Consider the following 23,263-nt stretch of genomic DNA (forward strand, 5'->3'; position numbering starts at 1 on the left):
GGGTTACGGGGCGTATGTAGCCACAGAATACCCAGCCAATCGGTATGATGGAAATGTTCACCGAAGACAGGCAGAGGGGCAAGATGGATCTGAACGAGGCGATGACGGAGCGCCATTCCGTACGAATGTATACCGACGAACCTGTAAGCAAGGCCCTACTCGATGACATCGCCGCCGAAGTCGAACGCTGCAACGCCACCTCCGGTCTGCATTTCCAGATGGCCTCGGGGCTTGAAGACGCTTTTTGCAGCTACAAAACGCATTACGGCCGATTCAACGGCGTTCACAACGCCATCGCTCTAGTCACGAAAATCGACGAACCTTACGATCTGCATCCGGCCAAAAAAGCTCATTCCGCCACAAGCGATGGCGAAAATCCTATCAAACCGGTGACCTCTATTAAGCTAAGTTCAACTTCATGCGCAACGCAATCGGCAGCTAACCCATCCGCCAATTTGCATACGATTAAGCCGGTCACCGGCGTTCACTGCGCTCCAGACGCAGATAAACCGGAAACAGGCACTCGTTGCCACATGGATTCCGCCGTACAACTCGTCGACCCGATTCCTCCTGAAGAGGCCGAAATCGAGGAAAAGGTTGGTTATTACGGCGAACAACTCGCGCTGAAACTCGTGCAACTCGGCTTGGCGACCTCATGGGCCGTTCTGGATGACGCCACGACCGGCTGGTGGGAGCTTGAACCCGGCGAGCACGTAGTGTGGATCCTCGCTTTTGGCCACCCTGCGCGAGCTGGCGCCAAGCACCACAGCAAGCCCCTGGATTCATTGTGCTCATTGCCCGCAAGCCTCGGGCCGGATGCGACGCTCGCCGACTCCCCCGATTGGTTCCAACGCGGTATCGCCGCCGCTTCCCTGGCTCCGACGTCGCTGAGCCAGCAGCCATTCCACTTCACGCTGGAAGACGCACAAACTGTAAGTGCGCGCGTGACTCCCGGCCTCTTTGCCTACGTCGGCTTGGGCTGTGCCAAGCGCAACTTCGAGATTGGTGCCAGTACCGATAACTTCGAGTGGGCAAAGTAGCCCAATAAGACAAACGAGACAACACGCGCCGCAGAAACCCCTTGCGCTCGTCGGCACTGAGCAGTAACCTTATTATTTGTCTGCGAGTATGGCGGAATGGTAGACGCGCTGTCTTCAGGTGGCAGTGAGCGTATGCTCGTGGGGGTTCAACTCCCCCTACTCGCACGAATTTCGAACTCTCGGAAACGTTGAAATATCAAGATTTCCGAGAGTTTTGGCTTTTATCAACCAGCGGTTTTAACCCACAAATTGGGTTAAGTAAACAAAGGTGTGTCTTATTCTGTCCGGATGGTGGTCATGTTGACTGTCCGGCCCATCCTTTTCTGATGCCGAATCCTGATTCGTAGGGGTCGACGCCGGGGTCGTCGGGGGCCGGTTGTTGCACAGATCGGCGGTCGAGGCCGGGCAGGGCGATGGCGTCGCCGGCCTTCCTTGGTTCCGGTTCCCCGCGGCGGAGTGCGTTTTTGGCGAGCCGTTCGGGTTCGGGGTCCCGGGTGCGCATGTAGAGGATCCATTCGCAGACGCGTCTGGCGTGCTCCGGGCTGAGCCCGTTGTGGCGTCGCATGGCGTCCTTGATCGGCTTGTTGGTGCCGCCCTCGAGCATGTTCGTGTTCCACGCGACCGGCCCGCCGGCATTGAGGGCGGGGTCGAGCCAGGTGAAGAGCATGCCGGCGGCGTTGAGCCTGGCGAGCCGGTGGTAGGCGTCGCGGGCGCGCTGGTGGGTGTACCAGGTGCGGTGGAACCCGGTGTCGGGGTCTCTGGCCACGGTCCGCTCGCCCAGCCAGTCGCGGTTCTCCCGGTACCATTCGTTCAGGTCCGCCAGCCACTGCCGCGCCTGTTCCGGGGTGCCGCAGCGTTCCGTGTCGACGAGTCTTTTGGCCAGCCGGTAGAGCGCCCTGCCGGGTTCGGTGCGCGGCCTGGAGGTCAGGTCGGTCCTCGTGTTCCTGAGCACGTGCACGAGGCAGCGCTGGACCCTCATGCCCGGCCAGCGCGCGCCGATGGCGGCGAGGCAGCCGCGCCCGCCGTCGCAGACGATGACGTCCGGCCGCGGGATGCGCCTGAACAGGGCGAGCCAGGCGGCCTTCTTCTCGGTGTCGCACCACTGGAACGCCAGCGGCCTGCCGTCGCCGGCGTCGACGGCCACGAGCAGGCACCAGCCGTTCAGGTACGTGCCGTCCACCTCCACGCAATGCGCCCTGGCCGGTTTCGGAAGCCTGGGCCTGACGCTCCAGCACCAGGCGGTGCGTTTCGCGAACCCCTGACGGCTGGTCACCCCGATCGCCCGGGCGGCCTGCAGAACGTCCGTCCTTCCCAGCACCCACGGCAGCCATGCGCGGAACTCGGCCAGGCGCGTGGCGTCCGGCCTTGCGGCGACCCCGCTCGCCGAGCACGCGTCACACCTCCAGCGCTGCCGCCCGGCCTTCGTGTATCCGTTCCTGCGCATCGGCAGCCCGCACAGCGGGCAGCGCCTCGCCCTCGATGATCTCCTCCTGGCCATACCGCCATGCAACAGCCAGCACACAACCGCACGAAAGTCAACCCGGGAAGCAAAAGACCCGTGTTTAACACCACGGGCGTTAAACACAGGCCCGCACGCCTACTCCCGCAACACCAAACCCCGAAAATAAGACACACCTTTGTTTACTTAACTCCACAAATTGCCCATTAAATTGACAGATTGAAAAATCCAGATTCTTCAGCAGACCGCTCAATCGTTTTATACATCGCCGTCAAGCCCTGTTCTGGAGAAAACCGCAAGTCCGATGATTTCTCTTCGTGTTCAGCCTCCAGCAATGCAGCATATACATGTTCCTGAAAATGGTCATCACCAGAAGTTTCCATAGTTACGCGCCCCCTTCTGCCATTCGGTCTGTTGCTATTTAACTACTTCTGCTCGGGGAACGTACGAATCTTGGGAGGCTGATACGTCGCGGCCCAGCGGGTGATTTCGTCGTAGGAATCGGTGAAAAGGAGCTTCGCGCGGTCGGGGGCGGTGAGGAAGCCAACAGCGGTCATAGCGTCAAACATCTGAGCCATCGGCTGCCAATAGCCGTCGAAATCAAAGAAAACGCAAGGCTTGTCGTTGAGCCCGATTCGCGCCCACGAGAACGCTTCCGCAATCTCTTCCAGCGTGCCAGGGCCGCCGGGGAAGGCGATGAGCACGTCGCCGAGCTCCATCATCCGGCGCTTGCGCTCATCCATATCGTCGACGACTTCCATGGTGGTCAGGCCATTCGCCGCGGCGTTGCGGTCGATAAGCATCTGCGGCATGATGCCGTGCACTTTGCCGCCGCCATCGAGTACCGCCTGCGCCACGACGCCCATCAACCCGACGCCGCCACCGCCGTACACCAGCTCGTCGTCACTCTTCGCAATCCACTCGCCAAGCCGCTTCGCCGCTTTCGCATACTTCGGATCGTCCCCGCTCGCCGCACCGCAATACACCGTGATCTTCATACCGTTCTCCTTAGTAACCGCCCACTTATATGTCGATAAACGTAAATCTCACTATATCGGCATACCAATAATTACAGTTACCGCATCCTCTGAAGTCGGATAACAAAATTGCGGTTTGATCCCCAGCCGTCTCAACCCCCTGGCACGAACTGTAAAACGCTGAAATACGCGATATCAAACGGTCTCGGTCAAAATCAAAGTAAGCCGTAATCACATCGCTACACGAAGTCGTTCAATCAAGAAATAAATAAATTAGACATTATTATCTTTTATACCTATCTATCAATTTGTCTCAAAACTGGGCAAAAAATCGTCCACATTACGGAACGAAGCTGAGAAACCTTACTGCCGTCACGCATACTGCGAGTAAACGGCAATGCCGCATGATGTTGTCCACAAGATTGTTGCGGCACTCGCCGCGATACCCACAAGGGACAAAAGAAGGGAAACATCATGAAATACGGAATCATCGGCGCAGGAGCCATGGGATTCAGATACGGCGTGCTGCTGCAGGAGTTGGCGCACCAGCCGGTGGATTACGTTGAAATTTGGGAGCCGAACCTCAAGAAAGTCAAGGAGCAGGGCGGCGTCTACGTTTCCCGCGACCACGAGAACCGTCACCTTGTCAAGGCCGATATTTACTCGCCGGAAGAATATGCGGCCAAAGGCGGCGACCCCGACCTCTGGATCATCATGGTCAAGCAGATGGACCTCGACAACTATCTCAAACGCTGCGCCGACGCCGGACTTTTCAAGGACCATCAGGTCGTTTTCAGCGCGATGAACGGCTGGGGCCACTTCGAGAAAATCCTCAAGTACTTCCCCAAGGACCGCATCTACGGCGGCACCGCGATGGTCGCGAGCGCCTTCAACGGCCCGGGCGACGTCGATTTCATCGGCAAGCCGGGCGCCGGCACGATGCACATCTGCGCGATGACCGAGGAAGTCACGCCGGTCGAGAAGGAATTCGTGGCCGACCTCGACAAAACCGGCTTCAACCCGCAGGTCACGCAGAACTTCCGCGGCACCTGCATGGCCAAGGTCATCTTCAACTCGGTCATCAACTCGCTGTGCACGATGTACCAAATCACGATGGGCCAGTTCGTTTCGTACTCTGGTTACAAGGACATGGCCACACAGCTCATCAACGAGGCCTACGACGCGCTCGAGCGCTCCGGCTTCCAGCCCATCCAGACCCGCGCCGAGGCCATCAAGGAAATCGATTACGTCAGCCGCGTCGCCAACCCGCTGCACTACCCCTCGATGTATCAGGACATGTCAAAGGGCCGCAAGACCGAGGTCGATTACATCAACGGCTACATCGCTCGAGTCGGCCGCGAGAACGACTGCCCGTGCCGCGTCCAGGAATTCCTGACCCACGGCGTCCACGTCGCCGAACTCGCCTTCCAAGTCCACAAGAAGGAAGCCGCGGAAGCCGCTGAGGCCGCCGCCACAGCCAAGTAACCGGTTTCGCTAGCCAATAGTTAGCCTGTTCAAGTGCTGGCTGGCACTCTCGGCACATTGAAAGCGCCGGCCGAAATCATTAAGCGCCATTCCTTACGCGTTTGCTTCACGCTTGTGCGTAAGAAATGGCGCTTACAGCATCTACATGTCACTTTTTACGCGGAACACGTTCGTAAACACGTAAGAAATGACTTTTAGAAATCCTTACAGCGCATCTCTCGCATCAACGCAATGTCATCTGTCCATAACCGCACCCAATTTGTCTCAAAATTCGCTATAATTTTGTCCGCTATTTGACCATTTAGTACTTAACTCCCAGCTTCTGAGCTTAAAGCTAAGTATCCATGGGGAATCGCTTTCATATCCACAAGATTGTGCGATGCCCGCGGGAGCTCAAAAGGCAGGAAACAGCAAAATTAAACACGGGAAAGAATGATTATGAAATACGGGATTATTGGCGCAGGATCTATGGGCTTCAGGTTTGGGGTACTATTCCACAACCTGGTGGGCCGCGACGTCGATTACATCGATATCTGGGAACCGAACCTGAAGGCAATCAAGGAGCAGGGCGGCGTCTACGTTTCCCGCGATTACGAAAACCGTCATCTGGAAAAAGTCAACGTCTATACGCCTGAAGAGTACGCGGCCAAGGGCGGCGATCCGGACATGTGGATCATCATGGTCAAGCAGATGCAGCTGCAGGACTATCTCACGCGTTGCGCCGACGCCGGGCTTTTCAAGGACCACCAAGTCGTCTTCAGCGCGATGAACGGCTGGGGCCATTTCGAAAAAATTCTCAAGTACTTCCCCAAGGACCGCGTCTATGGCGGCACCGCAATGCTCGGAAGCTCCTTCCTCGGGCCCGGCGAAGTCGATTTCCAGGGCAAGCTTGGCGGTGGAAGCATGCATATCTGCTCGATGAGCGGAGAGGTGACACCGGTGGAGCAAGAGCTGGTCGATGACTTCGAAAAGGCTCATTTCAATCCGATAATTTCGCACGACCTGCAAGGCACCTGCCTGGCGAAGATCATCTTCAATTCCGTGGTCAACTCGCTGTGCACGATGTATCAAATCCGTATGGGCCAGTTCATCTCTTATCCGGGCGCGATGGATATGACCACGCAACTGGTCAACGAGGCTTATGACGCACTGGAACGCGGCGGTATTCAGCCGATTCAGACGCGTGCCGAGGCCATCCACGAAGTCGAGAATTCCAGCAAGGTCGTGATGCCGCTGCACTATCCGTCGATGTATCAGGACATGGTCGCCGGCCGCAAGACCGAAGTCGACTATATCAACGGCTACATCGCTCGGGTCGGGCGCGAGAACGACTGCCCGTGCCGCGTGCACGAGTTCGTGACCAACGGCGTCCACGTCGCCGAACTCGCCTTCCAAATTCACAAGAAGGAAGCCGCCGAAAAGGCCGCTGCTGGTAAGTAACCGATTTCGGTAACCGGGAGACAACTGTTTAAAGGCTGGCCAAACCCGTTAGCGCGTTGAAAGCAACGATTGAAATTTCCAAAACGTTGCTTTCAACGCGTTCTTTTATATCTATATGACCAACGATATAGCCGACTTTTATTCTCTATAAACCCAGGCTTCTAGCCAATAAAGACCAGAGCGCCAAGGCTCAGCGCGAAAACGAAGCAAACCGGGGTGTAAAGCCGTGTATCCCAGTAGGCGAAAACCGTGTCGCGTTCGCGCTTGAAGATGCCGACGACGTTCGTCTCACCGATAAAACGGACGAAGAACACAAGCGTCGCGACACCGAGCAGCATGCGCACGATGATGTTGGGACTCACCCAGTCCCAAACGAGCAGTGTAATCTGCACGACGAAGCAGAAAACCACTCCCCACGCGGCCCAAGCCGGCGGCTGGTCGCCCGCCTTGACGTGCATCAGATGCGGCTTGTAATTGTGCTTGTAGGCCGGCAGCACGTATTCGGTCAGTTTCGTCCCGCCGCAGGCCCAATAGGCGTGTACCGAAAGGATGGCCAGGCTCATCACGATATCGAGCACAATGAGAATATGTTTCAGCAATTCCATGCGTTCCATGCTATCGGAATCGAAAATTCAGCTCTATCATTTTCTGTGATGAAGTTGCCAAAACATATGAGATACAGCAAAATCATCGATAACTTAAAATCGTGCAAACCCTTCTGCTATCAGGGATTAAAGGATTCCACACTTATCGTTTTTTGCAATCACCCATTCACCAACTGCGATAATTCTTTTGTAATAACACGAGTCGATTCAAACTTTTCCACATCAGAACACAACACATAAATAATCCGCCAAAACCAGTCTGGGATTGGCGGATTATCCACAGCAAAATTGGTTCAGGATGAACGGTTCAGAACGCTCTCAGGCATTCAAAAGCCATTCACCTCAAACGATCAATCAACGAAAACGTACTTGCTCAGGCGCTGCATCGCTTCCTGAACGCGGGAAAGCGGGAGGGCGACGTTCATGCGGATGGCGCACGGGGCCTTGAACTGGCGGCCGTCCTGCACGGCGACGCCGACGTTCCACGCCCGCTTCAAGAGCTCGTCGAGCGTAATGTTGTGCGCCTTGCACCAGTCGGAGCAGTCCAAGAAGAGCATGTAGGTGCCTTCGGGGTGGCCGAACGTGACCTCCGGGAAATGCTCGGTGAAGTAATCGCATACGTAATCGATGTTGCCGGTCAGCACTTGCCGCAGCTCGTCGAGCCACTCATGGCCTTCGGGCTTGTAGGCGCCGATCAGCGCGTGCATCGACAGAACGTTCATGGCGTTGTACTCGGGCTTCAGGCCCTTCGACGTGACGCGGTCGCGCAGATACTTGTTGTAGATGATATGGTACGAACCCACAAGTCCGGCGAGGTTGAAGGTCTTGCTCGGCGCGTACATCGCGGCGACACGGTTGCGTGCATCCTCGCTCACGGATTGGGTCGGGATGTGCTTGTGCTCGCCAAGAATGATATCGGACCAGATTTCATCAGAAATGACCACGCAATCATTTTCGCGATAGACCTCCATCGCTTTTTCGATCTCCCAGCGCTCCCAGACGCGGCCGCAAGGGTTGTGCGGGCTGCAGAAAACGGCGACGTGAATATTGTTTTCCTTGAGCTTCTTATCCATATCCTCGAAGTCCATACGCCACACGCCGTTTTCGTCGCGCTTGAGCGGCGAGTGGACGATATGATAGCCGTTGGATTCGATAGCGTTGGTAAAACCGACGTAAGTCGGGCTATGCAGCAAAACCGAATCTCCGGGGGCTGCGAAAGCGGTTACGGTGGAGACGACCCCGCCCAAAACGCCGTTTTCGTAACCGATATCTTCCGGCTTCAAGTTAGTCACGCCGTTGCGCGTCTTCTGCCAGTCGATAATCGCATTGAAGTATTCGTCAGTCGGTCGGAAATAGCCGAACGCAGGGTGCTTCGCACGCTCGATAATCGCGTCCTGAATCGTCGGGACAGTGGCAAAATTCATATCGGCCACCCACATCGGAATGATGTCAAACCCGTCCTTCGGCGGCTCCGGCGCGAACCCCGGCTCCTTGCCCAGCTCGTCGACGGCGATGGCATCCTTGCCGTGCCGGTCCATAATCGACGTGAAATCGTACTTCATTTCTTCTCCTTCTATACAAGCAACGTATGGATTTATGGCGGCCTTGCATTTTCGTTGTGCGCCATACGTCAATCGCTTACGTATGATTCCCACTTTACAACCGGCAATTGCCCAAATGTCACGATGACGTTTCGACTTATAGCAAACGAAATCACGCCTCCGCTGCAGCCATGAGCGCTGTTACGCCCATAACTTTCGCGCTATCCTTCTTCTTCGGCGACCATGTCTTCCACGGATTCGCCGTAGAAGTCGATGATGCGGTCGACGTAAGGGCCGAGGATGGCGTTAGGCATGCTGAAAATTTCGTGGACAGCGGGCTCGACGCGCTCCAAAACCACATCGCCGCTTTCCACACGGACGCGCTCGACAAAACGGTTCTGCGCGGAGTTGCGTACCCACGTATCACGGCCGGCCTGGAAAAGCAGAATCGGCGTCTCGATACGCGAACAGGCCTCGCGCGAGAGAATCGCATGCGACATCTTGAGCGCCTGGTTGACCCAGCCGAACGTGGCGGCGTTGGTTTGATAATGCGGATCTTTCTTGCGTAGACTAAAGTACCATTGCACACGCGATTGCTCGGCACCTTCGTAACCTTTGAGTTTCATGGTCGGCGAGAACTCGGTCTGTCCGGGGGCGCGGCGTCGCGAAAGCCCGACAGTGCTGGCGAGCGCGGTAACCGGCCCGGCAATGGAATTCGGCATGCCAGTGACCGGCTCAATCATCGGCGAGGAAAGTACGGCCCGGTTGAAAAGCATGGGAAAACTTTCGAGCGCAGCCGCCGCAATGCCACCACCCATCGAATGTGAATAGAGGTGCATCGGCTGGTCACCCGCGTACTGCCGCCCGATGGTCTGCGAGAATTTGGCGAGATCCGCGACATACCGCCGCCAATCGTCAATCCAAACCAGCGAGGGATTCGAGACGTCTCGCACCGAATAGCCGTGGCCGCGGTGTTCCAGAATGCAGACGGAGTAGCCGGCAAGCAGGAAATACCATGTCATTTCGGCGTGCTTTGCGGCGAATTCCGTGAACCCGAACGAGAAGACGATGGCCCCGCGGAACTTGGCGCTGGCACCGTCGATATTGAGGGCGTCGAATTTGTGCGCGTCAAAGCAAACGTAATGCAACTTGCCAAGCGTCGGTGGAGCTCCCAGCGAGGAGATGCCGAAGAGCTTGCTATGCATGATCCGCTGCTCTTCTTCCTCGTCCGGTCCGGTGTCGATGCCGGTTCCGCTGATGCCGATTCCTGCGTCGCCCATACCGACGTGGGTGGCACCGCTATCGTTAGAAGCATCTGCACTGGTAGCCGCCGCGCCAGCCGTCTTCCCGCTCGGGTCGTCTGCCACACCAGCAGGCGACATCCAGCCTTCCTCGCGGCAACCAGCGAGCGCGGGCAGCACGGTATCGCGCATCACCTCGGCATAATGGTTCTCGTCAATCAACGGCATATGCATACCGCCAGTCTATCCGCACACGCTGGCACGTTTGGCATCGGTTTCACTTACACCAAACACCATATTTAATTGGCCGGTAAGGGCTATAAAGGTATCCGGCACAAACAAGACGGCCCGGCATCGGAACGATATGGTTCCGTGCCGGACCGTCAGATGACTAGCGAATCAATAGATCATTCTTCGCGTCGGCGAAAAACCGCGAGGCCAAACCCCAGCGCGAGCGACAGCGCCAACGCCGTCATCATCGCAATCACAACTGGCTCAATGCCAACGCCGGTCTCCGTCAAGGTTTGTGAAGCAGGCTTGGAGCCCGCGTTCGGTGCTGGCGATGAAGACGGATCGGACGACGAAGATGCAGAAGACGAAGGAGGCACAGACGAGGACAGCGCCACCCACTTCGGGCGCACGGTGAAGTCAGAACCCGGCACCGCCGTCGGGTTCGCAGAACCTGCGAACTCGAAGCTCTGCCAAGTCGTGCCGTCAACCGAGTATTCCCAGCCGGAGAGTCGATCATGGCTCGGCGCCACCAGGCCGGAAACGGAAGCGGGCTGTGCAACCGTATCGCCTTCGTTCACCGTACCCGGCGCGGGCATTCCCGGCCAAGTTCCGCCGTTGTTGCTATACGTCAACCGGTGCGCACCCCTCGTCCAGACCGGTCGGACGGTGATATCGGCATCAGGCATGTGCGTGCCGGAAGCCGAGGGGCCGAACTTGAACGGAGCCCATGCGCCGCCGGCGACCTGATACTCCCAGCCCGAAAGTTGATAGTTTGTAGGAACGGCCAGACCAGCCGTCGAAGGCGCGTTGGCGATAGTCGAATCATAGGCGACCGGAACCGGAGACGCGGGCCTGTCAGTCCATGCAACCCCGTGCGAATCGTAGGTGACGTTATGCATATTGCGTGCCCAGATGACCTTCAAATTCAAGTCTCTCAGAACAGCCGGCGAGACACCTGAGGTAAAGGGATAGGTGGTGCCGCTGGGAACCTCAATCCAATGGTCGACGCGCCAGCCCGCTTTCGTGGTCTGCGGCTCGTTGAACGTGTCGCCGTCGCTCAGATTTTCGGACGGTACGGCCGAACCGCCGTCCGTGTCGAACGTCACCTCGTGGTCGGTCAACGTGCCTACGCCACGGGTCACCTTACCGCTGTAAGGGAATGCCGCGGAGCCGAGGGCGACCGATTGCGCGGAGAACCCAGCCTTCACGGAAGACGTCGACGCGGGGATGTTCGCCCAGGTCACCGTGCCGCTCGGCGCATCGAATGTATATCCGCTCGCCGGCGACATCGCTCCCGCAGCGGTGTCGAGCGGAGCGTACGAGCCGTCGGGCAATTTGCCGGTCTGCACTTTGACATGATGGAGCGAATGCCCGTCGTCAAGCTGCCAGGTCTGACCGCTGATATCAACGTTGCTGGTTTCCACATTCGACAAAAGATTTGTCATACCCGACATCGGAGTCAGATCGGCGACGTGGTTGTTGACCAGATGAAGCGAATTCATGGCGGTCAAGGGCCTCAGAGGCGAGATATCGGAAATGTTGTCGTAGTCGAGGTTCAGCGTCGTGAGTCTTACCAAGCCGCTGAGCGGGGTGAGATTGGAAACTTGCGCATTGTGGTCGGCCTTGAGAACGTTCAGGTTGTTCAGCACGCTGAGTTTGCCGAGCTGGGTGTTGGTGAGGCCGTCATTCGTCAGATACAGCTCGGTCAGGGTCGGCAGGCTTTGCAACGGCGTGAGGTCCGCAAGAGTGTGCAGATTCTCCATATGCAGTACCCCAAGATGCGTGAAGGGCAGCAACTGGTTGAGGTTCGTGCACGTGTTCCCGCCGCTGTTGACATACCATTCGTTGCCGGCATGCAGCTCATAAAGTTGGGTCATGCCCGACAGCAGGGCGAGAGAGGAAATATTGTTGTCGCAGGCATACAACGTCTGCATCGAAGTCAAGCCCGATATCGGCGTAAGATCCGATATACCGCAATCGGCAATGTCCAGAACGGTCAAGTGAGTGAAAAGCGACAAGGTCGAGAAATTGGTCAGATGATCCGCTCGTATGCTCAGGAACAGAAGATTCGTCAACGGTGCCAGCGCCACGATATCAGTGATCGGATTGAACTGAACATCCAAAAACTTCACCTGCGTAAGAACGCTTAGCGGCGATAGATTGGTGATTCGGTTGCCGCCGAGATCCAGGTGGAGGAAATTGGGATTCGTCCGTAGCGTCGACAGCGCGGATACGTCGCTAATCTGGTTGTCCATAACATAAAGCGCTTGAAGATCCGGGAAACTTGATGTGCTGAAAAACCCTACACTCGAAATGCCATTGCCGTTCATTCCGATGACCTGAAGAGAATGCCAGCTGCTGATCGGCGACAAATCACTGACCCTGTTGTAATCCATCAGGATTGTGTTCACGTTGGGAAGCGAGGAAAGAGAAGCGATGCTTGAGATACTAGGCAGACTGGCAACGCTTCTGTCGTGAGCCAAGTCGATCTTGGTGAGATTGTTGAGATTGGCCAGCGGTGTCACGTCAGTGATGCTCTGATTATGCAATACCAGAGAGTTGAGATTGGTGAGCACTTCCAAACCGGTAAGGTCGGTGATCCGGGGCGCGGTACTGGTCATCTTATCCGAGCCGATGGCCTGCAAGGACGTGGTATTGGTGACCATCGCCGGAGTAAGCACGGCCCCGACCGTCGTTGAATTCTTGGACGCGACGAGCTGGGCCAGCAACGGGTCCGGGAAGCAAGCCGAGATGGTAGTCGACCCGACTATGCATCCGGAACGGGGCTCGATGCCGCCGCCCTGCGGTGCTGGAGCGGGAGTATGGCCAGCAGAGGTGGCGCTTGGATCGACACGGGGCATCAGCGGCACCGGCTGAGCCGTGGCCTTGCCACGACTCGCAGACGCTTGTGATTGGTGCTGACCTGTGGAGGCTTGTTGCGATTGGCGCTCGCCGGCGATAGCCATACCACCGCCAGATAGCAACATCGCTGTCCCCGTCAGCAAAGCAACCAACGAAGAGAGCACTCTCCTCGCGGATATCTTTCTATTTGTTTTTCCCTTATGTTCAGGCCGCTTTGACCTATTTTTCAAACTTGGCAAGACTTCCCCCATTAAAAAAGATTAATTCTCTTTCTTTTAGACTATTATGCTTTGCCAAGCAAATCAAATTACGATAATTACTATTAATTTATGTTTATTATGACCAACAGAATGCCGACATTCTGCCGTTACATTCTCCAATATTCCAGACAAAAGAAGCTAAAAACAAGGTTCCAGAGAACACTTCGCCAAAACCATCTCGCCAAACGACAAATGTCGGCCCAGAAACTCAGACCTGATCCGAAAGCGCGTCATAGAGGAAGTCGCGCTGGAAGATAAGCAGGTTTTCGGCGACCTTTGGATCGTTGGTCATATGGGTGATGCCCGTAAGCGGCAGGTAGGTGTGGGGGCAGCCGGCCTCCATCAGCGCCTGCGAAAGTCGCAGAGAGTTCGCAATGGTGACATTATCGTCCGCGAAACCGTGGATGAGCATCAGTGGGCGCCTGAGCTTTGGGGCGTCGGCGACGATGGAGTTGCGCTCGTAGACCGCCGGATCGAGACCCAGGTAACGCTCGGTATAATGCGTATCGTAGAGCGTCCATTCCGTAGGCGGCGCACCGGCGCAGGCTGCATGGATGGCATCTGGGGCGTCAAGAACCGCGAGCGCCGAAAGGAACCCACCGTACGACCAGCCGATCATCGCCACGTGGTCGAGGTCAGCGTCCGGCGCGATCTGCGGCAGCGCGCGTAGCGCTTCAATCTGGTCGGCCAGCGTCACGTCCTTCATGTTCTCGAAAATCTCGCGGTCCCATTTCGGCCCGCGGCCGGTGGTGCCGCGACCATCCGCTGTGACCACGATGAAGCCCTGATCGGCCCACCACTGCGATTCGGCGTAACCGGCCTGCGAGAAGGTGACCTGTTGGAAGCCGGGGCCACCGTAAGGCTTCAGCAACACCGGCAGCTTGGCCGCCCCGGCGAACTTACTCGAAGCGCTCGGGCGGGTAATGGCAGTAAACATGCGGCGCTCCCCCAGCCACACAAACTCGGTATTCGGCGTGAATCCGGGAGTTTCGGCGTAGCTGGTAATAGCAACTTCCGTAACGTAGCCGGAGTCGTTCGTCAGTACGTTGTCAGTACGTTCATTATCGGATTTATTGGCCAACGCGTGCACCATCACCGCGCCGGAATAAGCCATATCGTGGCCGGAGATGACGATGCCATTACCCGCCCGGCTGGCCGTCCACACACCAGGATTAGCGGTAACCGGCGTAACATTACCGTCGAAATCAATGGTAACCACATCGTAGCTTCGAGCATCATGCAATCCTTCGTCGCCTCGCCAAGCCGCAGGAACAGCCGGAAGCGAGCCGCGTTCCGAAACTATCTCCATAGCGCTACGGCTCACATCGGAATCCATGTTATTTGATACCGGCACAGATTCGGGCGCGACTGCCGTCGCCACTTCGATAACATTGATAGCAGCCTCCAGCTTCGCCGCCTTAACGTCATCCGATGAAGCGAATGCGTCTTCGTCTACCCCGCTCGCAACTTCATGCGGCGTACGCTGCACCACCGCAAGCACGTTCTCATCGCTGACGTCGAGCACCGTGCGCACCTGCCAATCAATCGGCGTAAACGGCTTGCCGTCAACGGTCAGCCGGTTGGTGTCGGTATCCATATCATTCAGGGCGCAGACCAAACGGCCGTCCGGCGTGAAGGCCGGGGTGCCGAGAACCAAGTCAATCCACTGGTCGTTGGCGTGCTCTTCCACAACACAGGTGCGCCCATCAGGCTGAACTTCCAGCACCTGGTCGCGCGTCTGCCGCCGGTTCTGCACCAGCACCAGCGGCTCGCGACCAGCCTTCCAACTCACCGCCGCCACGTATTCGTAACCTTCGCGGTCCCACGAAACGTTCTGCACATCGCAACCAACATAATGCGTAACACTGTTGGCCGTGTCATCTCGGTCTCCCCCGATATCCTCTACTTCGAAGCTTTCATCATTAACGTCGTTCCCCTCATTGCCATTATCGACGTCGCTAACACCTGCAGCATATTGACCTCCACCCAGCCCAGTGGCATCGGCATTGCCGCGCTTGGGTTCGTCGAATTCAAGGTGCGCCAGCATCAGCCGCACGATGGCGTTCTTGGTGAGCGCACGTGCGTAGCGGCGACCGGTCGCGGGCTTGCTTGGATTGGCCGGATCACTGATATACCACATCGGCTCGGGCGAACTGTCATACATCTCGAAGAGCAGACCGCGCGAATCCGGAGCCCACCAGAAACCGTCGTAACGGTCCATTTCCTCGCCAGCGACAAATTCGGCCAACCCGATTTTCAGTGTGCCGCTCGGGTCATTGCCCACGCTCCACACCGTGCTGAACCTGTCGCCGGAAGCGTTGGTACCATTGACATCTCCCGCTTCCCAAGCCCCTTGCGCCTCGGCCGCACAGGTATGTGGACGTGCATGCTTATGCGAACGCCGAGTTGCAGCGGTGCCACCGTCAGCATCATTGCCAGCCGCGAAATCAGATTCATTTGCGTCTTGGTTTAGAGCCGCGTCATCGAATCCGCTATCGCCCCAATCGGCGATATCCACCATCACCAGCCGCGTGCCCGTAGTATAAACGATATGCCTTCCATCAGGCGAAATCCGCGGGTTCAGCACCGGCAGCCACTTGCTGCCGGACGAGGAATCGTTCATATCTCGCGATTCATGGCTATCCTCATCACCTTCATCGCCACCGTCATTTTTGATATCGAATTCCGCATTATTTAGAGAATTCTTTCGAGCCGCAACGTGCTCATCAATCCGTTCGCTCTTTTGACTACCAATCGCAATCTGTCGCGTGCGGGCTCCGCCGCCATCTTCGTCAATCTCGCTGACGAACAGCTGACCGTTAATCGTAAAGACCACACGATGCCCAGCCGAATCCACGGAATACGAAACGATACCCTGCCCACCTTCGCGGGCACGTTCACGTCGCGCCTTCTCCTCCGCCGGCACATCCTCGTTGTCGGCATCGGCAAGGAGCTCGCGCGGATCCGCCAACAGCACCTCGCGATGCGGACCTTTAGCCTCGCGCTTCTGAACATTCAGCGTATTCTCAACGTCGCCCTTACCGACTTGGTCTGAATCGATAACGCTCATCCAAAGCGAAGTAACCAAGTCCTCCGCCCCGTCCGAGCGCAGAAACAGCGCCCGAGACCCGTCGCCAATCACCTGTGCGGCCCGCGGCGCCCCACCAGTAAACCGCAGCGTCCGCGCCTTCCGCCCGGGAAACTCCGAAATCGCCCTCGCCTGCGAATCCAAATCGTCGCCATTTTCAGTCTTGTCTAAAGTCATGTTCCCAGTATAGGGAAAAGAGTCGCACTCACCGGTAGTTGCTAAAAGTAACTGCCTGAAATCCAGCTTCTTTGGGCAATCATGGGTTTGCGCAAGGCGATAAGTCGCCTTACGACAGTTTGGCATGGGGAGTCGTACCATATATATGTAACAGAGTTGTTTGGGCGAGAAGACGAAGAAGAGAAAACGATGAAGTTCTGCAACAAATGCGGGCATAAGCTCGATGACGATCAGAAATTCTGTACCAAATGCGGAGCACCCGCGCCGTCCGTCCCTCTGCCCCAAGGCGAATCTCAGAGCAATCCCCCAACCCCTACCTCGGCAGGCACAGTCCCTACTCCAGCAAACACAGTCTCTACTCCAGCAGGCCCAGTTGCAACCACAGCCGTCAAGGCAAACGCTACAAAGCGTCTCATCATTATCATCGCAGCCATCGTCGCGGTCGCGCTGGTGGCGGTAGGGGCGGGCTTCGGCACATACAAAGCCCAGCTCTGGGGCGGCAAAACCGTGCCAAACCCGGCCGATCTCGGCATCGCCAAGTCCAGCAAGACCCACGAATTCACCGCCGCCGACGTCGAGGCTTCATTACACAAACGCGGCTTCAAGACGACTATCAAGCAAACTTTCTCGGCAAAGCCCAAAGGCAGTTTCGTCGGATATCACAACATTCAGGCGAACAAACGCTACAGCACCGGCAACCCAATCACCGTCTTCGCTTCAAACGGCCCCGGAGTACCGCAAGGAACCCGCGGCCAGTCCGTGCGCAAAATCCAGAAATCCATCGCCAGCATGGGCGTCCCCGTCCATTATTACAAAATAGTAGTCACCGACCAGAAGACCCCGGCCGACACCGTCATCGCCTCCCACCCCGCCGACGGTCAAGCCGTCTCCGACACCAAAACCGGCATCAACATCGGAGTTGCCGAACAAGGCAAAGGCGTAGGTTACGACGTCGTGGGCCAAGACAAAGGACAAGCCCAGCAGCAGTATGCGAGCGCCGGCTTCAATGTCACATTGAAGCCCCGATTCTCATCAAAGGCACGAATCGGCAAAATCGTCGATTCGGACCCGAAGCCTGGCAGCGAAGCCAACGGCGGCAACCTCACCCTCTACTACGGCATCGATGCCAGCGGCTTCAAAGACGCGGTAAGCAGCAAAAATGTATTTGCAAACGATAAATCGTCGCAGTCATTTTCCAGCGACGATTTGGTGGGCGCCGCCGCACCAGTGGAAGGCAAATATTGCAATGAATCCGGCAAATGCATCGATTTGACGAATGGCACGGATACCACAGGCAACGAGCAGCCACGAATTTTCAGCTCAGAAGCCCCGGAAACACCGCGTTCTGCGAATGGAACATACGATTTTCACCATCAATTGGTGTTCTGCGGATCCATGCAGCAGGCGTTTTGTAGTCCCGAAACCGACCCATACGCGTTATATACGAAGAATTCCGGCGCATTCGAATTAACGCCTTACGATTCCGCATTTGGATTCACTTGCGGCAATGATCTAATGCTGGACGGCACTGGCTTCTGCATCGGGGGCAAGCATGTCTATTTGGATCAAGCCGGCCAGCCAGGCGTTTCCAGCGACAATCTTTCCGGCGCCCGCTATGAAATGGGACCGTTATATACATACTTCCCTGTAGGCGCTAATGTCCAGAAAGTCACCGATTCAGGATACTTCGACAAAGACGAGGTCGCCAAATCTGCAAAGCAGAAGGCCGTCGACACTTCACGCCCGTTCTTTATCAGCCGCGATAAGACGCTATATGACAAGACCAGTTTGGACTTTACCTCATTAGAGACCCGCAATCCATTTGAACCATTCGGCTCAGTCGGCAAGAAACCAATGGAGCCAGTCAAGCCCGCGCCCAGCGACGAGACCGCGTATTATCTGGTCGAGGACCCTCAGCTTGACTGGGGTTCGTTGCCGGAGTATGTCATCGGCGGGGACAACAGCGGCAAAAGCACAGCGAAAGGCGACGATAACGGCAAAGCCACTCAACCTGCGGCCAAAGACGCCACACCAGATCAGATTTTGACAGCACTGGCGAAAGGCGATTTTACACCAATCGCCGGCAGCTATTGCCTGAACAGCGGCGAATGCATGCAGTTGAGCAAGGAAGGCGTTCTGACCGGAGTCAATAAGCAATACGACATGATCGCGCACGAAGGCAGCCACCTTTCGCTGAGCAATGGCAGCAACGGATCCCCGGATACCACTTATTCGCCGGATAAACCTTTCTTCATCCTGAAGGGACCGGACAGCGAATATACCTGTGATGGCGGCGTCGGATTGGACCAATGCTCGAATGTGATGATGAATCAGATGACAACGACTCCAACCAAGCTTCTCTACGTTTTCAAAGGCGCGGACACCTCGGCCTGGTACAAAGAGAACGATCAGTCAATCAAGAATCCCGGATTCCTATACGTCGAAGGCGCCGACGACCCGACCCAAGCCCCTACCGACAAGCCATATATAACTATCATGAACAGCCACAGCACAACGTCGACGGAGCCACCCCACCCAAACGACGTTTATTACCTTAAAGAATGACCATCAGGCGCGAAACTTGTAAGCCATGACTTTCCCCGAGTTTCGCAAGACAATTTGGTCGTATCATACAAATAGATCAAATCGTATATGGAGCAAGTATGAAATTCTGCAACAGCTGCGGCAAACGAATGGACGATGACGCACAATTTTGTACAAGTTGCGGGGCGCCGGCGCCTACAGCCACGACGAAGCAATCTTCAGGCACCGATTCCTCGATACCAATGCCAAACAGTTCGACACCAGGCAGCTCGGGACAAAACGCTGCGTCTGCCCCTTCTGCCCCGGCTTTCGCTCCTTCAAGCTCTGCCGCTGGAACTGCAACGACAGCAGCGCCTACAGCGACGCAGACCCGCACGAAGAAAATCCTGATTATCGCGATCGCCGCCATCGTCGTCGTTGCGCTCGTCGCCTCGGTCGTCGGCTTCTGCACCTACAAAGCCCAGCTCTGGGGCGGCAAAACCGTTCCCACGCCCTCCGATCTCGGGATTATCAAATCCGATAAAACGGACGAATTCAGTGCATCGGATGTTGAAAAATCCCTGCACAAGCGCGGTTTCAAAACCGTCACCAAGCAGACGTTCTCGGCGAAACCCCGAGGCAGCTTCCTCAAATACAGCGGCATCGAGTCGAGCAAACGTTACAGCACCAGCAGCCAGCCCATCACCATCATCGCCTCGAGCGGCCCCGGCGTACCTGAGGGCACCAGCGGCAAACCTGTGCAAAACGTGACCGATGACCTCAAATCCATGGACGTTCCCGTGCATTATCGCAAAGTCGCCGTCTCGGCCAACGGCAAGATCAAGGAAGGCACCGTCGTCGCCACTTCACCGGCCGAAGGCAACGCTGTCACCGACCCGAAGCAAGGCATCAATGTGGGTGTGGCCGAAACTGGAGTGGATGGCATCGGCTATGACGTCATCGGCACGGATAAGGGCGAGGCGGAACAGCAGTACACAGATAAGGGCTTCCAGGTCTGGATGGCCCCACGCTTCTCTTCCAAGAAGATGCTCGGCAAAATCGTAGATTCCCAGCCCAAGCCCGGCAGTCAGGTTGCCGGAGGCGACCTCATCCTCTTCTACGGCATCGACGCCAGCGGGATGGACAAGGCGGTGCAAGGCGATAAAGACGATTATTCTGTCTACGCGCCGGCCGCCCCTGTAGGAGGAACGTATTGCACCAAGTCCGGTCAATGCATCAATCTGGACGAGAAAGTCAATCCGCCTTCCTCCAGCTCCAGCTCCGAAAACGACCTCCCTTGGTTCGCCACCACAAGCCAAGTGAAAAGTTCCGAGGACTCCGACAACAGCTCCGCGGACGCCACCGGGCTCGGTCACGAACTGCTCTTCTGTCACACCGGAGGCGACCCCGGCTGTGCATCGCGTGCGTACAAAGATGATTACGGCCAACGTAACGAGCTCTATTATCAAGATTATGGGGCTTTCGAGCTGATGGACTCGAGGATCAGCCAGATAACCTGCGGCACCAGTTCGATCGGCCGCTGGGACGCTATGGACATTTGCGTCAACGGCAAGCTGACCAAGCGAAATTCCTCCGACCAAGACCCGAAGATGTCCGGCGCGTCCTACGAAATGCGTACTCACTACGTCTACTTCCCTGTCGGTTCGGACGTCAAAGGCGTGGTCGATTCCGGTTACTTCGACAAAGCCTACGTCGATAAAGCAAAGAAACAGAAAGCCGTCGACACCTCACGCCCGTTCTTCATCCGCCGTGACAAAAGCCTTTACAAGACCACCAAAGTCGATGTGCCGAGCCTCAAAACCCTCAATCCATTCGTTCCGGAAAACGGTGACAAAGACAGCAAGGGCAGCAAACCCGTTCCCACCAAGCCCGCTCCGAGCGACGAAACCGCTTACTATCTGATCGACGACCCGCAGTTGGATTGGGCCTCCCTGCCCGAGTTCACCATCTCGAAGGACGGCAGCAAGGCCGATCCGAAGCCCACCGCCAAGAACGCAACTCCGGACCAGATCACCACAGCCGTCGAAAAGGGCGATTTCTCGCTGATAGCCGGCAAATATTGCACCATCAGCAACGACTGCATCGACCTAAGCAAAACCGGAATGCTGACCGGTGGGAAACAGCATGCATCCAGTCAGCTACACCTTGGAGCAAAAGGCGAGATGTGGGCCGACACAGCCCATAACGTCGATCCGGCATCGCAATATTTGAACTTGCTCGGTTCCGATAGCGAATACTCCTGCGGCACAGCAACCGGCGCGGCCTGCAAGGATCACATACCTTTAAGCGACATCATCTGGCCGACCGACATGATCTACGTTTTCAAAAACGCCGACACCTCAACTTGGTATACCAGGCAAGACGACGTTCATTCGCCATTATGGGACGCTTACAATACACAGGACGCCCTCGCCAGAAGCAAGCCGGCTTCGACAACCCAGCCATACCTCTACCCGCTTGGTTACCACATGAACCCGGCACCCACCGACAGTTCCGTCTACTATTTGCAGGAATAAATATCGAAATACCGACGAGCAGATACAGGCATTGTCTTGATATCTCTGAGATAGAAATACGAAAGTTCAGGAGTAGGTACCGTTAAATCTATGGAGTAGACCTTGCTAAAGTTCGGGAGTAGACCATGCTAAATCTATGGAGTAGACCCTGCTAAAGTTCAGGAATAGGTGCTGCTAGACATAGAACTTTGACCACCTGGCTTATTTATTTTCTGCCTCTCATTTTTGCGTAATGGCCTCTTTCGTTTAGAATTTCAATCCGCTTTTACCAGTGCGGAAATTTCATACCCTTGATTACGTGTATTTTGAGAGACTTCGATACTCTTGATTTCGTGTATAATTGACTGTATCGATACCCTTGATTCCGTGAAAAATACAGTAATTGCAACAGAAAACAGCGACAGAGAATATGATGCAGAAAACTTCAGTTTTTGAGCGCAAAGCCATCGACCGACTGAAACGGTGGAAAACCGAGTCGAACGGCGGCACGGCCATGCTCATCGAAGGCGCGAGGCGCGTGGGAAAAAGCACGCTCGCCACCGAGTTCGGCAGACAGCACTACTCCTCCTGCCTGCTGGTTGATTTCTCGACTGCACCAGACGATGTCCTCGGCTACTTCCGCGACCTGCGCAACGATCTGGACACCTTCTTCCTCTACCTCTCCGCATTCTACGGGGTCAAGTTGCACGAACGCGACAGCCTAATCATCTTCGATGAAGTACAGCTTTACCCCAAAGCGCGCGAAGCAATCAAACAGCTCGTGGCCGATGGACGCTACGACTATGTCGAAACCGGCTCGCTGGTATCCATCCGCGAGAACGTGCACGACATCCTCATCCCCTCCGAAGAGGAATCCATGCGCCTCGATCCGATGGATTTCGACGAGTTTCTCTGGGCGCTCGGCGAGCGACCCCTTGCCGACGCCATCCATACCTCGTTCGCCAAACTCACCCCGCTGCCCGATGCGCTGCACCGCAAGGCCACCCGTCTCTTCCGCGAATACATGCTGGTCGGCGGCATGCCCCAGGCCGTCACAGCCTACGCCCGAACGCACGACTTCGGCGCAGTCGACCGGACCAAACGTCTCATCCTCAAGCTCTACCGTGAAGACATCGCCAAACACGGTGGCACAAGCCAGCTGCGGGTTACACGGATCTTCGACAACCTCGTCAGCCAGCTCTCCAAAAAGGAGAAACGCTTCAACATCACCTCACTCGGCGCCGACGCACGCAAACGCGACTACGACGATGCCTTCTTCTGGCTTTCCGACGCCTTCGTCACCAACGACTGCTTCAACTCGACCGACCCCGGCGTAGGCCTCAAAATCAGCGAGGACCATTCGACGGTGAAATGTTACATGGCCGACACCGGGCTGCTCGTCTCGCTCGCCCTCGCTGATTCTGACACCACCGACAGCGACGTATACCGCGATGTGCTGCTCGGCAATGTCGGGCTGAACGAAGGCATGATCGTCGAAAACGTCGTCGCCCAGTTGCTGCGAACCTCCGGTCACCGCCTGTTCTTCTACTCCCGCAACGACCGCAAGTACGCAGAAAACCGCATGGAAATCGATTTCCTCATCGTCGAGCCCTACAAGAACGCCGCCATGAAAGCGCGAGTAAGCCCCATTGAGGTGAAATCGGGAAAACGGTATTCCACGGTCTCGCTCAACAAATTCAAGGCTAAATTTGGCCACGAAGTCGGCACACGTTACATCTTGCACCCCAAGCCTCTCAGCGTAAAAGATGATGTGGTGCGTCTTCCGCTCTACATGGCCGGCCTGCTATAGCTGTCAGC

At 56.4% G+C, this 23,263-nt stretch carries 14 protein-coding genes and 1 tRNA gene; 7 read left to right on the forward strand and 8 right to left on the reverse strand.

Annotated elements, in window-relative coordinates; genetic code table 11:
- Window positions 1-44: 44 nt before the first annotated feature.
- Window positions 45-1,040 carry a nitroreductase family protein gene (locus OZX62_RS09725; RefSeq protein ID WP_277175980.1) on the forward strand — a complete coding sequence of 332 codons (996 nt, stop codon included), beginning with the start codon at window positions 45-47 and terminating at the stop codon, window positions 1,038-1,040.
- An 82-nt stretch (window positions 1,041-1,122) separates the two neighbouring features.
- A tRNA-Leu gene (locus OZX62_RS09730) sits at window positions 1,123-1,205 on the forward strand.
- A 130-nt stretch (window positions 1,206-1,335) separates the two neighbouring features.
- Here OZX62_RS09730 and OZX62_RS09735 read toward each other — a convergent pair.
- The 3 genes from OZX62_RS09735 to OZX62_RS09745 form a co-directional block, all read right to left on the reverse strand.
- A complete protein-coding gene (locus tag OZX62_RS09735) occupies window positions 1,336-2,538 on the reverse strand; it encodes an IS1249 family transposase (RefSeq protein WP_277175552.1) in 1,203 nt (400 codons plus the stop codon).
- Between the two features lie 167 nt (window positions 2,539-2,705).
- Window positions 2,706-2,882, reverse strand: coding sequence for a hypothetical protein (locus OZX62_RS09740; RefSeq protein ID WP_277175981.1), 177 nt, complete (start codon window positions 2,880-2,882; stop codon window positions 2,706-2,708).
- Between the two features lie 42 nt (window positions 2,883-2,924).
- On the reverse strand, window positions 2,925-3,497 hold the full coding sequence (locus tag OZX62_RS09745; RefSeq protein WP_277175982.1) for a TIGR00730 family Rossman fold protein: 573 nt from the start codon (window positions 3,495-3,497) through the stop codon (window positions 2,925-2,927).
- Between the two features lie 453 nt (window positions 3,498-3,950).
- On the opposite strand from OZX62_RS09745, the gene OZX62_RS09750 reads away from it, so the two are divergent.
- Together OZX62_RS09750 and OZX62_RS09755 are read left to right on the forward strand one after the other, a co-directional pair.
- Window positions 3,951-4,961, forward strand: a complete 1,011-nt coding sequence (locus OZX62_RS09750) for a ketopantoate reductase family protein (RefSeq protein ID WP_277175983.1) — start codon at window positions 3,951-3,953, stop codon at window positions 4,959-4,961.
- A gap of 438 nt (window positions 4,962-5,399) precedes the next feature.
- Complete coding sequence (locus OZX62_RS09755; protein WP_277175984.1) at window positions 5,400-6,401, forward strand: 2-dehydropantoate 2-reductase; 1,002 nt, start codon at window positions 5,400-5,402, stop codon at window positions 6,399-6,401.
- A gap of 161 nt (window positions 6,402-6,562) precedes the next feature.
- Here the strand turns inward: OZX62_RS09755 and OZX62_RS09760 are convergent, their stop codons facing one another.
- The 5 genes from OZX62_RS09760 to OZX62_RS09780 form a co-directional block, all read right to left on the reverse strand.
- Window positions 6,563-7,006 carry a DUF3995 domain-containing protein gene (locus tag OZX62_RS09760; protein ID WP_277175985.1) on the reverse strand — a complete coding sequence of 148 codons (444 nt, stop codon included), beginning with the start codon at window positions 7,004-7,006 and terminating at the stop codon, window positions 6,563-6,565.
- A 350-nt stretch (window positions 7,007-7,356) separates the two neighbouring features.
- Window positions 7,357-8,568, reverse strand: a complete 1,212-nt coding sequence (locus OZX62_RS09765; protein ID WP_277175986.1) for an aminotransferase class I/II-fold pyridoxal phosphate-dependent enzyme — start codon at window positions 8,566-8,568, stop codon at window positions 7,357-7,359.
- A gap of 200 nt (window positions 8,569-8,768) precedes the next feature.
- Window positions 8,769-10,022, reverse strand: a complete 1,254-nt coding sequence (locus tag OZX62_RS09770; protein ID WP_277175987.1) for an alpha/beta hydrolase — start codon at window positions 10,020-10,022, stop codon at window positions 8,769-8,771.
- A gap of 173 nt (window positions 10,023-10,195) precedes the next feature.
- On the reverse strand, window positions 10,196-12,985 hold the full coding sequence (locus OZX62_RS09775) for an InlB B-repeat-containing protein (RefSeq protein WP_277175989.1): 2,790 nt from the start codon (window positions 12,983-12,985) through the stop codon (window positions 10,196-10,198).
- Between the two features lie 364 nt (window positions 12,986-13,349).
- On the reverse strand, window positions 13,350-16,406 hold the full coding sequence (locus OZX62_RS09780) for a prolyl oligopeptidase family serine peptidase (protein ID WP_277175990.1): 3,057 nt from the start codon (window positions 16,404-16,406) through the stop codon (window positions 13,350-13,352).
- Between the two features lie 189 nt (window positions 16,407-16,595).
- Here OZX62_RS09780 and OZX62_RS09785 point away from each other — a divergent pair, with 189 nt between their 5' ends.
- From OZX62_RS09785 to OZX62_RS09795, 3 genes are all read left to right on the forward strand, one after another.
- The gene (locus OZX62_RS09785) at window positions 16,596-18,971 is read left to right on the forward strand and encodes a PASTA domain-containing protein (RefSeq protein ID WP_277175991.1); all 2,376 of its coding nucleotides are present in this window, start codon (window positions 16,596-16,598) and stop codon (window positions 18,969-18,971) included.
- A 98-nt stretch (window positions 18,972-19,069) separates the two neighbouring features.
- Window positions 19,070-21,466, forward strand: coding sequence for a zinc-ribbon domain-containing protein (locus OZX62_RS09790; RefSeq protein ID WP_277175992.1), 2,397 nt, complete (start codon window positions 19,070-19,072; stop codon window positions 21,464-21,466).
- A gap of 409 nt (window positions 21,467-21,875) precedes the next feature.
- Window positions 21,876-23,255 carry an AAA family ATPase gene (locus tag OZX62_RS09795; protein WP_277175993.1) on the forward strand — a complete coding sequence of 460 codons (1,380 nt, stop codon included), beginning with the start codon at window positions 21,876-21,878 and terminating at the stop codon, window positions 23,253-23,255.
- The last annotated feature ends 8 nt before the right edge of the window (window positions 23,256-23,263 follow it).

It is taken from the genome of Bifidobacterium sp. ESL0690, from assembly GCF_029392315.1.
In the GTDB taxonomy this organism is placed as follows: domain Bacteria; phylum Actinomycetota; class Actinomycetes; order Actinomycetales; family Bifidobacteriaceae; genus Bifidobacterium.